The organism is Microbacterium luticellae (assembly GCF_050408645.1).
In the GTDB taxonomy this organism is placed as follows: Bacteria; Actinomycetota; Actinomycetes; order Actinomycetales; family Microbacteriaceae; genus Microbacterium.
The window spans coordinates 55,397-68,454 of record NZ_JBNTKE010000006.1; the positions used below are offsets into that span (position 1 = coordinate 55,397).

General features: G+C 61.1%; 13 protein-coding genes and 1 pseudogene. 4 read left to right on the top strand and 10 right to left on the bottom strand.

All coding sequences use genetic code 11. From position 1 onward, the window contains the following. Window positions 1-2: 2 nt before the first annotated feature. The 8 genes and pseudogenes from mnhG to ACQUSW_RS12760 all read right to left on the bottom strand — a co-directional run. Window positions 3-395: a monovalent cation/H(+) antiporter subunit G gene (gene mnhG, locus ACQUSW_RS12725; protein WP_428932684.1), complete on the bottom strand. Its 393-nt coding sequence runs from the start codon at window positions 393-395 to the stop codon at window positions 3-5. Further along, window positions 392-661, bottom strand: coding sequence for an MrpF/PhaF family protein (locus ACQUSW_RS12730; protein WP_428932685.1), 270 nt, complete (start codon window positions 659-661; stop codon window positions 392-394). Before ACQUSW_RS12730 ends, mnhG begins: the two co-directional genes overlap by 4 nt. Continuing rightward, on the bottom strand, window positions 658-1,269 hold the full coding sequence (locus ACQUSW_RS12735) for a Na+/H+ antiporter subunit E (protein WP_428932686.1): 612 nt from the start codon (window positions 1,267-1,269) through the stop codon (window positions 658-660). The genes ACQUSW_RS12730 and ACQUSW_RS12735 overlap by 4 nt, the downstream gene beginning before the upstream one ends. Then, on the bottom strand, window positions 1,266-2,819 hold the full coding sequence (locus ACQUSW_RS12740; RefSeq protein ID WP_428932764.1) for a Na+/H+ antiporter subunit D: 1,554 nt from the start codon (window positions 2,817-2,819) through the stop codon (window positions 1,266-1,268). Before ACQUSW_RS12740 ends, ACQUSW_RS12735 begins: the two co-directional genes overlap by 4 nt. Then, complete coding sequence (locus ACQUSW_RS12745) at window positions 2,819-3,409, bottom strand: Na(+)/H(+) antiporter subunit C (RefSeq protein WP_428932687.1); 591 nt, start codon at window positions 3,407-3,409, stop codon at window positions 2,819-2,821. Before ACQUSW_RS12745 ends, ACQUSW_RS12740 begins: the two co-directional genes overlap by 1 nt. Further along, window positions 3,409-6,354, bottom strand: coding sequence for a Na+/H+ antiporter subunit A (locus ACQUSW_RS12750; protein WP_428932688.1), 2,946 nt, complete (start codon window positions 6,352-6,354; stop codon window positions 3,409-3,411). The genes ACQUSW_RS12745 and ACQUSW_RS12750 overlap by 1 nt, the downstream gene beginning before the upstream one ends. Before the next feature lie 154 nt (window positions 6,355-6,508). After that, the gene (locus ACQUSW_RS12755; protein ID WP_428932689.1) at window positions 6,509-7,378 is read right to left on the bottom strand and encodes a substrate-binding domain-containing protein; all 870 of its coding nucleotides are present in this window, start codon (window positions 7,376-7,378) and stop codon (window positions 6,509-6,511) included. 107 nt (window positions 7,379-7,485) lie between these two features. Further along, window positions 7,486-7,728 (bottom strand): annotated as a pseudogene (locus ACQUSW_RS12760) (hypothetical protein); the annotation flags it as partial. Here ACQUSW_RS12760 and ACQUSW_RS12765 point away from each other — a divergent pair. The 3 genes from ACQUSW_RS12765 to ACQUSW_RS12775 all read left to right on the top strand — a co-directional run bounded on the left by ACQUSW_RS12765 (window position 7,646) and on the right by ACQUSW_RS12775 (window position 10,413). Continuing rightward, a complete protein-coding gene (locus ACQUSW_RS12765; protein ID WP_428932690.1) occupies window positions 7,646-8,893 on the top strand; it encodes an MFS transporter in 1,248 nt (415 codons plus the stop codon). The pseudogene ACQUSW_RS12760 and the gene ACQUSW_RS12765 overlap by 83 nt on opposite strands. A 77-nt stretch (window positions 8,894-8,970) precedes the next feature. Beyond that, a complete protein-coding gene (gene nucS, locus ACQUSW_RS12770; RefSeq protein WP_428932691.1) occupies window positions 8,971-9,666 on the top strand; it encodes an endonuclease NucS in 696 nt (231 codons plus the stop codon). 69 nt (window positions 9,667-9,735) lie between these two features. Next, the gene (locus ACQUSW_RS12775; protein WP_428932692.1) at window positions 9,736-10,413 is read left to right on the top strand and encodes an HAD hydrolase-like protein; all 678 of its coding nucleotides are present in this window, start codon (window positions 9,736-9,738) and stop codon (window positions 10,411-10,413) included. A 72-nt stretch (window positions 10,414-10,485) separates the two neighbouring features. Here ACQUSW_RS12775 and ACQUSW_RS12780 read toward each other — a convergent pair whose 3' ends face one another. Next, window positions 10,486-10,692, bottom strand: coding sequence for a cold-shock protein (locus tag ACQUSW_RS12780; protein ID WP_428932693.1), 207 nt, complete (start codon window positions 10,690-10,692; stop codon window positions 10,486-10,488). 1,005 nt (window positions 10,693-11,697) lie between these two features. Here ACQUSW_RS12780 and ACQUSW_RS12785 point away from each other — a divergent pair. Beyond that, complete coding sequence (locus tag ACQUSW_RS12785) at window positions 11,698-11,850, top strand: hypothetical protein (protein ID WP_428932694.1); 153 nt, start codon at window positions 11,698-11,700, stop codon at window positions 11,848-11,850. Window positions 11,851-11,996: 146 nt separating this feature from the next. Here ACQUSW_RS12785 and ACQUSW_RS12790 read toward each other — a convergent pair whose 3' ends face one another. Then, complete coding sequence (locus ACQUSW_RS12790) at window positions 11,997-13,049, bottom strand: D-2-hydroxyacid dehydrogenase (RefSeq protein ID WP_428932695.1); 1,053 nt, start codon at window positions 13,047-13,049, stop codon at window positions 11,997-11,999. Between the last annotated feature and the right edge of the window lie 9 nt (window positions 13,050-13,058).

Sequence of the window (13,058 nt, forward strand, 5' to 3'; positions counted from 1 at the left end):
CTCTAGCCGCCCGCTGCTGGTGGAGTCTTTTTTGACTCTGCCAGCTCGTCGATCACCATTTCGTGCCGTTCGATGCGTCCGTTGCGGTACGCCTGACGGCCGATCATGTGTGCGGCTAGCGGTGCTGTAGCAAACTGCATGAGAATCACGGGGAAGACCAGGAGCGCGGCCAGCAAAATCCCTAGAACGTTCCGCTGTGACAGCGCCACCGCCGCGCAAATAAAGACGAGCCCGAGCACCTGCGGTTTGGTTGCGGCGTGCAGGCGGGTGGGGACATCGCGGAAACGCAGCAGACCAATCGCTGCTGTCAGGCACAGGAGAGCGCCGGCAAGAATCAATGCCAGAACAGAGACGTCGATAACGGCATCCGGAATCACGAAGTTAAAAACAGTCATGATGGAGTGTTGTCCCTTCGCGCTACATAGCGGGCAACCGCTATCGAACCGAACACGCCCACTGCTCCCATAATGATGAGCACGGGTATTGTGCGCGTGTGTTGATTGATGGCCATTTCTGCGCCGAGAACACACATCACCTCGGTCATGAGAACGTCGGCGGCAACCGCACGGTCAAGTATCGACGGACCCAGCACGATACGAATGACGGTGATGACCGCGGCGATACCAAAAACGATCATGATGATCAGGAGAAGCGTGTTCATGAGGCCTGCCCCCCGGACGCATTCGTGCGGGCGCGGGTGTGGGCGAGCGGTCGCCCCTCATCAGCACGCAGCGCGGCATACTGTTCCCGACTGCCCACTGCTCGAACAATGCGTCGCTCCCAGCGCAACACATCTTGACGCTGCTTTTCAACCTCGTCCATCGACCGCGCACCAATGAAGTGCAGATACAAAATTCCGCGCAGGCGGTCGGTTTCCACCACGAACGAGCCGGGAATAAGCGACGCAGTCACAGAAACGTGCGTCATCACCAGATCGTCGGGATAACGCAGTTTCACCTCAATAATGGCCGTGCCCGGCTGCCTCCGAAAATCAATCACCTGCCAGGCGACCAGCAGCGCGCCGTGCACTACGGCCGCCAGGAACTGGGTGAGAAACACTGCGCTCCACCACACGTTTATGCGACCCGAAAGCTCCACTGTCGGCAACCGAAAAACGCGGGTAACAAATATGGCAACCACAATGCCTGTTACCAGTGACAGCACCGTGAACTGGTTCCACAGCAGCATCCACAGCACAACAAGCCACAGTAAAAAGGGCAGCTGGATGCGCACATCGCGCCACGCATTGCGGGGTATCTCAGGGCTCACGACTCACCCTCCTGCAGACTTACCAGTTGCACCGGTTCGAGAAGAGTATCGCCAATACGTTCACACAGCGCATACAGCGGCCCCGCAAAAATCGTCAGCGCCACGGTGACGACAACCATTCCGGTGGTCGCGGCCGTCATGATGCGCGGAATACGACGGCGCTCGTGCTCGTCTTCGGCGGCCGGCGCCCCGCCCAGGTAGGCGATGCGTTTACTCTCGGCCTCGGCCGGTTCACTGTCGTCACGCCAAAACGCCAGGTTCCACGCACGCATGAGGGCATACAGCGTGAGCAGCGAAGTAACAACACCCCCGGCGATCAGCACCATCATGATGGGTGTTCCCACCTGCGCAGCAGCATCGAACAGAGCCACCTTGCCGATGAATCCCGAGAAGGGCGGGATACCACCCAGGTTGACGGCGGACACAAAATACAGCACGGCGATGACCGGAGCCGCCTTCATGAGCCCCTTCACCTTCAAGATCGACGTGCTGCCCGCGCGCCGCTCAATAAGACCAACCGCCAAGAACAGTGTGGTCTGCACCACAATATGGTGCACGATGTAGTACACCGTCGCGCCCAAAGCAGTGGGTGTAGCGATCGCAAGACCAAAGATCATGTAACCCACGTGGCTCACGAGCGTAAACGACAGAATACGCTTGAGCTCGGCCTGGGCTACTGCACCCAGCACACCCACCACAAGTGTGGCGAGCGCCACAATGAGCAGGGCCATATTGATGTTGTTATCGACGAACAGCATCGTCTCGGTGCGAATGAGCGCATACACGCCCACCTTGGTCAACAGACCCGCAAACACCGCTGTTACCGGGGCCGGAGCCGTGGGGTATGAGTCGGGAAGCCAGAACGACACCGGAAAAATAGCGGCCTTAATACCGAACGCCGCCACCAGCAACACATGCAGCACCAGCTGAGTTTCTTGCGGTAGCTCATGCATACGCTCGGCAATGTGCGCCATGTTTACCGTGCCCAGCGCGCCATAGATCATGGCGATTCCAGCCAGGAACAGCACCGAAGAAACCAGCGAAACAACAATGTAAACCGCGCCCGTGCGAATACGCGACTCGGTGCTGCCGAGCGTAATCAGCACATACGAGGCCACGAGCAAGATTTCAAAACCCACGTAGAGGTTGAACAGGTCGCCGGCAATAAAGGCAGTAAAAATACCGGCCGCGAGAATGAGATAGGAGGGGTTGAAGATCGAAATTGGTGTCTCTTCGGGCCCATCGGCAAAGCCCTGTCCCATGGCAAAGAGTAAAACAGCCAGCAGCACAATGCTCGACACCACAACCAGTAGCGCAGCCAAGCGGTCAACGTACAGCACGATACCGAACGGCGCTTGCCAGCCTCCCACCTCGACAGCAATAGCCTGACCAGCATCAACAGCCACCAGCAGCACGGTGGCAATGATCGCCACAGCCACCAGCATCATGATTGAGACAATCGCCTGCAGTCGCGTGCGACGACCCGCAACAAGAGTTATTGCCGCCCCCAATAGCGGCAGACCCACGAGAAGCGGAACCAGTGCGTGCATCATCGAGCACCACCGCCATCGGAATCATCGCCAGGGTTCGCACCACGGTCGTCGCGGGACAGCGGTCGCTGCGACCGCTTCGGGCGGCGCGAAGACGTATTCACCGGCGCGTTATCCACGATGGCGTCTTCGTCACGATGATGCAGAATACGAATCGGGGCGGTTGCGACATCGACGAAGTCGGTCACGGCATCGTCATCGGCGCCCGCCGACTCTTCATCCATAATCTCTTCTTCGATATCACTGCGTTCACGCACGGCAATATCGTCAACGTCATCCTCGACGGTGTCGGCACGACCCAGCTGCCACGAACGGTAGATGAGGGCGAGCAGAAAAGCGGTGACGGCAAAACTAATCACGATCGCCGTCAGCGTCAGCGCCTGTGGCAAGGGATCACTGAGTGGGCCCTCGTCGCCAAAGAACGGTGCAGCTCCGGGCTTGCCCATAACAATCAACAGCAGCAGGTTCACCGCATTGCCCAGCAGTATGAAGCCGATGAGCACACGCGTCAGGCTTCGTTCGAGCATGGCGTACACGCCGCATCCGAAAAGCACAGCCATGATGATGATGAGGGTCAGTGACGTATCCACTACGCACGCGCTCCCCTCGTACGACGAGACATCGCCTGACGATCAACCTCTGCTCCGAGGCTGCGCAGCACGTCGAGAACCAGCCCGATCACCACCAGGTACACGCCAATATCGAAAATGGTCGAGGTGACAAATTCAATATGGCCGAGCAGCGGCACCGTGGCCTCCCACATAACACTGGCCAGTGGCGGCAAACCAAAAAACAGCGGAGCCATCGCGGCCCCTACGGCAAGAATCACACCGGCACCCAGCAGACGACCGGCATCGGTGGGCGCAGCCGCACCCAGCTCCCACGGTCCGCCCGCGATATAGCGCATAACCAAGGCCATACCGGCGACCAGACCACCAGCAAAACCGCCGCCGGGCAGATTATGACCGGCAAAGAGCAAGAAGATCGACACCACAATGATCGTGTGGAAAAGCACCCGCACAATCACTTCGAGCAGCAGTGAGCGCTCTTCAGGCCGCTGCGTCTGCCCGCCAATCAACCAGGCACGAGGGCTGCCACGGTTCTCTGCCGTTTGGAAGCGTGCACCCTCGGTTGTTTCGACCAGCGGTCGCCGAGAGAGCCGCCGCCCAGCAGGAGGAAGACTGCGCGTATTCGAGAGCAGGTCGGTGCGGTGCGTCACAAACACCAATGACGCCACACCGGTCGCCGCCAGCACCAGCACGGTAATCTCGCCCATGGTGTCCCAACCACGAAGATCAACCAGCGCCACATTCACAACGTTTTTGCCATGGCCCAATTCGTAGGCCATGTCGGCAAAATTCTTGGAGACCGGATCTGCCACGCGAGCACCCGTAGCAACAATGGCGACAACGGCCATCGTGACACCGGCTGCCGCGCCCAAAATTGCCCGGGGCAGGCGGCCCACCGAGGCATTGTGCTCCCCCAGCCGTGCAGGTAGGCGACGCAACACCAGCGCAAAAGTAACCAGGGTGACCGTCTCGATAAGAATCTGGGTCAGAGCCAAATCGGGGGCACCGCTGGTGGCAAACAGCGTGACCATACCGAGGCCGGTCACCGATGCGAGCACAACCCCCGTGTACCGCTTTTGGGCACGAATCGCCAAAACAGCAGCGGCCATCATGACCGGTGCAACAATCAACTGAATCGGCGAGTGCCAGGGACTCAACTGCACATCGCGCGGGCCAGCCATGAATAGGGCGGCCGTTTCGGCCAGCACCACCACGACCACAATCGTGCCCAAGTACACCGGCAGTGAGCCGCGTTGAGTCAACGCTGTGGTGATGACAGAAAGCCGGTCGACACCGCGCGTGACCGTGTTATACGCCTCCTGTGCCGTAAATGTCACCAGGCGCGGGCGCTCATGCCACCGTGTGCGCTGTGCAACAAAAAACAGCGCAATACCTGCGACAACAGCGAAGAGCGAAAGAAACAGTGCAGGCTCAAACCCGTGCCACAGCGCCAAATGGCCCACGGCCGGAACCACACCATCTGCCCGCGGAATAGACAGTGATTCGGCGTAGCCACGCAGCGCCGAGTCAACCAGCGGTGCGGCAAACCCGCCTGCCAGAGAAAGGCCCGCCAGCACGATCGGCGCCGCCAGAAAGCCCAGCGGCGGATCGGGCCAGGGCGTTGTGGGAACAGGCTCGCCCGCCGCAGTCTTTTTTGTCCAGAATGCACCCCACAAAAAGCGCAGCCCATAGGCCGCGGTAAGAATAGAGCCGGCAACAACGCCAACAATGGCAACCCAACCCCATAGCGAGCCACTCTGCGCATCACCGACAAGCGCTGCAAGGGTCGACTCCTTCGCCACAAAACCGAGCGTGGGCGCGACGCCCATCATCGAGGCCACCGCGATAAAAGCCGCCACCGTCATCACCGGCGCCTGCTTACCCACCCCCGAAAGCTCGCGCACGTCACGCGTCGCCAACTGGCGGTCAATAACGCCCACAATTAAAAACAGTGTCGACTTAAAGAGGGCATGGCCGAGCACCAGGGCAAAACCTGCCAGCGCAGCATCCGGTGTACCCAAACCAAGAACAGCCGTGAACATACCCAGCTGGCTGACCGTACCGAAAGCCAAAATTCGTTTTAGGTCGGTCTCGCGTAGCGCCTGCAGCCCTCCCAGCAGCATGGTAAAAACACCCAGGCCGACGGTGAGTGGCCGCCACGGCTCGCTCAGCGCGAAAGCCGGCGCAAACCGGGCCACCAAATAAATGCCCGCCTTGACCATGGCAGCCGCGTGCAGATAGGCACTGACCGGCGTGGGAGCCGCCATGGCACCGGGAAGCCAAAAATGGAAGGGAAAAATAGCCGATTTGCTCAGCGCCCCCACCAGCAGCATCACAACCGCGGCGTTGACCAGCGGCCCCGACGGTGCCGCCGCAATAATGCCGCTAATACTCGAAGTGCCCGTGGCAACGACCAGCAGAATCATGCCCACGAACATCACGAGGCCACCGAGCGTGGTTACCAGCAATGCCTGCAGTGCCGAACGACGGCTGGCACCCCGGCGATGGTAATACCCAATGAGCAGATACGACAGGATGCTGGTGGTCTCCCAAAACATCACCAGCAACATGGCGTCATCCGTGAGCACGAGCCCATACATCGCCCCGGCAAACGCCAGCAGTACTGCGGCGAATTGGCCTAGGCCGTCGCGATCATCGCGAAAATACCAGGTGCAATACAGCAGCACGAGAGCACCAACACCGGTCACGATGAGGGCCAGCACCCAGCTGAGCACGTCCATCCGGAACGACAGGGCAATGTCGAGCGAAGGAATCCAGGCAACCGACTCGACCGGAACATCGTCGGGCGACGCAGCCGCCAACACTTGTGGCCCCAGCACGACAGCGTGAACAAATGCCGCAGCAGGAATAAGGCTGGCCACCGCAAAAGCACGAGCCCCCCACCACGAAACCATCAGCGGCAGTACAAGCGCGGCCACCGTGAAGACGGCAAGGAGCATCAGCATGCGGCGGCTCCTCTGGCTCGTCAGTCCCCGGGCAGGAAGGCGGTCAGTACCCGATCATTTTACGGGCAGAATCTGACTTTCTGGTCCGATTCTGCATAAATGCGTGTGGTGGAATAGGTAGTTCCCACAAATTTCTCCAGCCCCATCAGTGCTGTCACCGGGCCTGCCGTGCTCGCGTTGCGGGTGCGGCTGTGGTTGATCCGGCACGAAACTGGCTCGTAAATCGCCGCGAGGCGACGGCTTCGCCCTCTAGCATCCGGGCAATTGTTTCGCCTGCGGCGCGCCCCTTCTCGGCCGCCGGTTGCACCGCTGTTGTGAGCACTCGACCCTCGAGACCATCAATGGCAATGCCATCAAACCCGGTAACGCTGACGTCTTCGGGCACGCGCACGCCGAGCTCGGCCGCCGCGCGAATAATTCCGGCCGCTAAAAGATCACTCTGCGCCAGGATCGCGGTGGGGCGCACAGGCCCTTCGAGCAGCAAACGCCCAGCAAGAACACCCTCGTCAATCGAGCTGGCCGCTGTCGACACAACGCGAGAGGCAGGAAACACCTCGTGCACGCCCGTCAATCGGTCGCGCGTGACATCGACCTCGATGCTCGCCTGGCGCTGCGCACTCGCATCACCGCGCACCCGGTCACTATCAAAGGGCAGCGTCACAGTCGCCACATCGTCGTGGCCAAGGTCGGCCACATGACGCGCAATAAGCGCCGCGGCCTCATAGTTATCGAGCTCAATTCGTGGAATATCGTCACCCGCATCGCCCTCAATAACCACCACCGGCAGGTGCCGCGCACGCACCTGATCAAGCGCAGCCCTCATACGACCGTTGCATCCGATAAGCACAACCGCATCGATCGGTGCGGTGGCAAGACTCGGGGCATCCGGATGCTGGTGGTCATCGCGCAACAGCAGCACACCGGCGCCCACTCTCGCCAGCCCCTCGGTAAGGCCGTCCATGGTGGCGGTTGTGACCGGGTCGCGAAAAGCCGCACGCAAACGCCCTTCAATAACCACGGCCACGATTCCGCTGCGCCCGCGACGCAGAGACGCCGCGCGCGGGTCGGGTCCGGCAGCTCTTCGGCCACCTGCAAGACCCGTTCGCGGGTGGCTTCGGCAACCGGCGCTTTGCCGCTGAAAACGACCGAAGCGGTGGATGGTGAGACTCCCGCGTGACGCGCGACATCGGCGATCGTGGCGCGGCGCCGAGCGGACGCAGGTGCAGGAGCCATAGGGCGAGAATACTCGCTGTGTGCCTCCGCAGTCGAATCGATTCGATAGAATGGGACGATGCACACGGTTCTTAGCCGCGCCCAGTTCGTGCGCTGGCGCGCCGCCATTTTTGCCATCTTTCTGGCGAGCGGCCTCTCCATTGCAACCTGGGCGTCTCGTGTGCCCGATATTAAAGTCGCACTCGAGATCGATAAAGCCCAGGTAGGCCTACTTTTGCTGGGTATGGGTATCGCCTCGATCATCGGCATTTCATCCAGCCCCGCTGTCATGGCACGAACCGGTGCACGCCTGGGCATGCTGATATCGATGCTGATGTTCGGCGTCGGCGTGACGCTCATCGGTGTGGGAGCTAACGTTCTCGGCTCGGTGCCGGTCGTGCTCCTTGGCCTTGTCATGTTCGGCTTCGGCAACGGCTGCCTCGACGTCATGATGAACGTCGAAGCCACCGCCATCGAGCAACGCATGGGCAAAACGATCCTGCCGGTCTTTCACGCCTTCTTTAGCTTCGGCACCGTGATTGGCGCGGGCCTGGGCGCAGTGGCCGCCCGTTTTGGTTTCGACGTTGCTACGCACGCGAGCACCATCGGTATCGTCATCATTGCCCTCGCATTTTTGTGCTTTAGTGCCGTACCGCAGCATGAGCAGCCTGCGCCCGAGACCGATACCCCACCGAGCTGGGGCGAACGCATGCACACGGCCCTCGAGGTGTGGCGCGAGCCGCGCATTTGGGCGCTCGGCATCGTCATGCTCGGCATGTCTTTTGCCGAGGGCGGTGCCAACGACTGGCTCGCACTCGGCGTCGTCGAAGGGCACGGCGGGGCTGCCGCGGTGGGCGCTGCAGCGCTGGCCGTATTCTCGGTCGCCATGACCGCCGTGCGCCTTATTGGCGGGCCGCTCGTCGACCGCTTCGGCCGCGTGACCGTACTGCGCGTACTGGGAGTTACCGCCGCAGCAGGCATCGCACTGTTTATTCTCGCCAACGGCAACCTCGTCCTCGTCTTTACCGGCGCAGCCCTGTGGGGAGTCGGAGCCTCACTCGGCTTCCCCCTCGGCATGTCCGCAGCCGCCGACGACCCCGCCAAAGCAGCCGCACGCGTCAGCGCCTGCGCCACTATCGGCTACGTCGCATTTCTTGGCGGCCCGCCCATTCTCGGCCTCATCAGCGAACACATCGGCCTCCTCAACACCCTGTGGGTGCTGGTGGCTCTCGCCGCACTCTCGTGCCTGTTCTCGGGCGCTGCACGGCCCCTGCGCGACGACGAAATGTCGACCCCGGCGATGCGGTCAGCAGGCACGGCGGTGTAATCACCGGATGCCGCTGCCCGTGCAGCATCCGGAATCCTCACCATGCCCGTGTCGGTTGTGGCAGGTAGGCTCGACGCGTGCGTCTTGTTATCGCCCGCTGCGCTGTTGACTACACCGGCCGCCTCCATGCCCACCTGCCCCTCGCGACCCGACTTCTTGTGCATAAAGAAGACGGCAGTCTGCTCGTACACTCTGATGGCGGCAGCTATAAGCCACTCAACTGGATGAGCCCACCGTGCCGCCTCGAAACCGAGACGCCCGGTAAAGAAGAAGCCACCGCCGGAGTTATTGACGTGTGGACAGTCACACACACTAAAACAGGCGATGCGCTGCGCGTACAAATATATGAAGTGCTGCACGACTCGCAGCATGAACTGGGTGTCGATCCCGGGCTCCAAAAAGACGGCGTCGAAGCCGACCTGCAACGCCTGCTCGCCGAACAGGTTGATCGCATCGCCGAAGGTGCCACCCTCGTGCGCCGCGAATACCCCACAGCGATAGGCCCGGTCGACCTGCTGGTGCGCGACTCGGCCGGGGCCGCCATCGCCGTCGAAATCAAACGCCGCGGCGAAATCGACGGCGTTGAACAGCTCACCCGCTACCTCGAACTCTTACGCCGCGACCCCCACCTCGCACCCGTCGAAGGCGTTTTTGCGGCCCAAGAAATTAAACCCCAAGCGCGAGTACTCGCCGAAGACCGCGGCATCCGGTGCCTCGTTCTTGACTACGAAGACATGAAAGGTATCGAATCGGGCGCACCGCGGTTGTTCTAACCGGATGCTACGTACCCGCGACCGAGCCCTCGCCGCAGCCGGACACCTATTCGGCCATAGGGTAGAAGTATGCCTACTACTGAATACACGTGCGTGCTGTGGGACGTCGACGGAACTATCGCCGATGCTTCGCGAGGAATTTTGCCCCGACTCGTCGCTGTGTTTGAGTCGTACGGTTTGCCTGTTCCGGATGCCTCGAGCCTTTCGCTCTGGATCGGCCCACCCATGCTCGAATCATTCCAGCGACTGGGAGGCATGGGAATCGACCAGGCCGCAGAAGCCGTCGCCCGGTACCGCGCCCTCGCCGCCGAAGACGGGTACGCGGCAGCCGTCGACCTCTACGAGGGGGTACCCGAACTCGTACGCGACGTTCATGCGGCAGGTATTCCACAGTCAACAGCCAGCACGAAACCCGAAAACCAGGTGCGTGCCATTCTCGAACACTACGAACTCATCGACCAGTTCGAAGCGGTATCCGGGGCAGCATCCGGCCCCGAAGGGCAACACGAAGGCAAAGCCGAAGTTCTGCAACGCGCCCTCACCCGACTCTCGGCTGCCGGAGTCGACGTATCGCGCCCCGTTCTCATCGGCGACCGTCACCATGACATCGACGGAGCCGCGCTCTACGACATTCCCGTGATTTTTGTCGACTGGGGCTTCGGCGAAGCCAGCGAAGCAGAAGGATCGATCGCCAGAGTCGCCACCGTCGACGAACTGCGCGAGCTCATTCTGCCGGAGGGGCGCTAGCGGCGCAGCATCCGGAAACAAAAAATCTCCCCACCGAAACGGGTTCGGTGGGGAGATTTTATAAAAGTCCGCTCAGATGGCGCGGATGTTCTCGGCCTGAAGGCCCTTGGGGCCCTGTGCTACCTCGAACTCAACACGCTGGTTTTCTTCGAGTGAACGGAAGCCGGAGGTCTGAATGGCGGAGTAGTGCGCGAAAACGTCTGCGCCGCCCTCATCGGGGGAGATAAAGCCGAAGCCCTTCTCCGCGTTGAACCACTTCACTGTGCCCTGGGTACTCATTTAATGCTTTCTTACTGGGGGCGGAGCCGACGCTGACTAGCACCGACCCCCTAACGCTAGCGGAGCAGGCTTATAACGCAAGAGCCCATAGGAGATGGTGACATAAACGTTGCATAACAGTTTTTTATACCAAAATGGCCCCCACCACGGGGGGTGTGGTGAGGGCCAGAGACGACCGGAGGGTGCGTCACGTCAAGATTACATGCAAAAGCTGAGTTTTGTCCCCCAAATGGGGGACAAAAGCGCGTGTTGCACGACGAGATATTTTTGCGGAGTTGGGCTGGCGTTTTTTGTGTGTTGCTCCCGGATGCTGGCATCCGGCGTCGCTGCCTTCGCCGCGCGATCTGGCCCGTGGGCCGCCGTCGCGCGCCGCACCGTTACGCTCCCGCCGTGACGCTCCCCCCGTGACGCGCCCGCCGTGACGCGCCCGCGACCGGGCACAACACGCCGTTACGCCGCAGCCTTCCCTGCGCGACCGGGCGCAACACGCCGCGTCCCGCGAACAGGGACGGCATGTCGTGCCCGGTCGCGACAGTGGAGAACACACCTGCACAACAGAGCACAACGCCGCCGGGCGCGAAACGCAACGCGGCATGTCGTGCCCGGTCGCGAACGAGAGAACGCCCGCGCACAGCCCCGCGGAAGAAAAGCAGCGGCCCCCTCGAGACGCCCATTGGGGACTGGCCGACTCGAGAGGGCCCTAATGGCGCCGAACGACCACTCGGTTCTGGGGAAACCATCCGCCATACTTGGGGAGAATAGGCGGCGCAGTCATGTGTTCAACGCGCCTACCCAGAGTAGGCCAAGACAGCAAACATGTCCATGTCAGAGCATGTTTTTGGCCGGTCTCGCGTGTCGTTAGATCACCCTGCGACGGCGGTGATCTTTTTACGCCCATTTTCGGTCATCCAGTCAAAAACCGTCTCGCGAATTTGTTCGGCCATGTCGATCGATCGGTCAAAAAACTACTGGGTTTGCAGGCCGTTCGCAAGAGATCTTGGCGTCGTGAATATTGCCGCCACGCTGCCTCAAACACTGGCTCCCGGTGTTTCGGGGGTCATTGTGCTGCTTTTCGGGTTCGCCGGGGTTTTTCCCGTAGGCATTGCGCTTTCTATTCTGGGCGCGTTTGCCGTGTGGCCGATCAAGGCGGTGAAGTAGGGCGGTGAAGTAGGGCGGAAGCAGGGCGGAAGTAGGGCGTTTAGCATGCCCTGTGCACGGCCGACCACTGCTTCACTGTCATCCCCCCGGATACAGATCGGCGAAGTGGTCGGCCGTGCTGGTTGTCGCACTGTGGCGTGTGATTGTCAGTAAAACTCCACGGTGTCGACAACATTGCGCAGCGGTTCGCCGTTGAGCAGGCTCGTGGCGTTGCTGGCAAATAGTTCAGCGATGCGTTTCTCTTCGCTGGTGGTCAGCGCTGCCGTGTGCGGCGCGATAAGCACGTTGCTCATGGCCCACAGGGGGCTGTCAGCGGAAAGCGGTTCGTGTGCAAAGACGTCAAGAGCCGCGAATGCTGCCGGATGCTGCTGCAAGAAGGCCGTCAGCTCGGGCTCGTTAATGACGGTGCCGCGCCCTACGTTGACGATAATGACATTCTCGCGAGCATGCTCGAGAAGATCGGCGTTGATGAGGTTTTCGGTGTGCGCTGTGCCGGGAAGCGTTGTCACAATGGCGTCTGCTGCGGCCACGGCTTTCTTCAGTTCCGCTGGACCCACCACGGCGTCGAAACCATCGGGGACTTCTGTGCGACGCGAGTATCCCACAACCCGCGCGCCGAGAGCCGATGCTTTCGTGGCGACACTGCGTCCGATTCCGCCGACGCCCAAAACCAGGATGGTCATGTCGGTAATCTGCCGCATGGCCCACCGGTCGCTCCAGTTTTTCTGCTGCTGTTGGTGGAGCAACCGGTGGAGGTCTTTTGCCCCGGCAAGAACACCGAATAGAGCGAATTCTGCGAGTGGTTCACCATGCACGCCTGCCGAGGTGGTGAATGTTACTCGGGCGAGCTCTTCGTCGCTGAGGTTGGCTGCTTTCACTTGCCCGCCACCCCCGGCTGCCATGGTGTGTACCCATTGCAGTCGGGGGTTAGCGCGCACGGTGCGGGCCAGCTCGAGCGGATTCACGTCCGGTATTCCGTACAGGGCATCTGCCGAGTCGAGCAGTTCGCAGTAGCGACGCTGCTGCTCCGCTGTGCGCTGATAACTGGGGTCACCTGAGAAGTCGGCCGGATGCCGCATAGGTGGTAGCAGCTCGGGCTCGTAGACGAGCTCGATCCGGGGTTCTTTGTCGGTGATCACCGCGGCATTTTCGGCGTGAAAGGGCGCGGCAACAACAACCCGCAAGCGCTGGGTGCTCATCACGGTTCT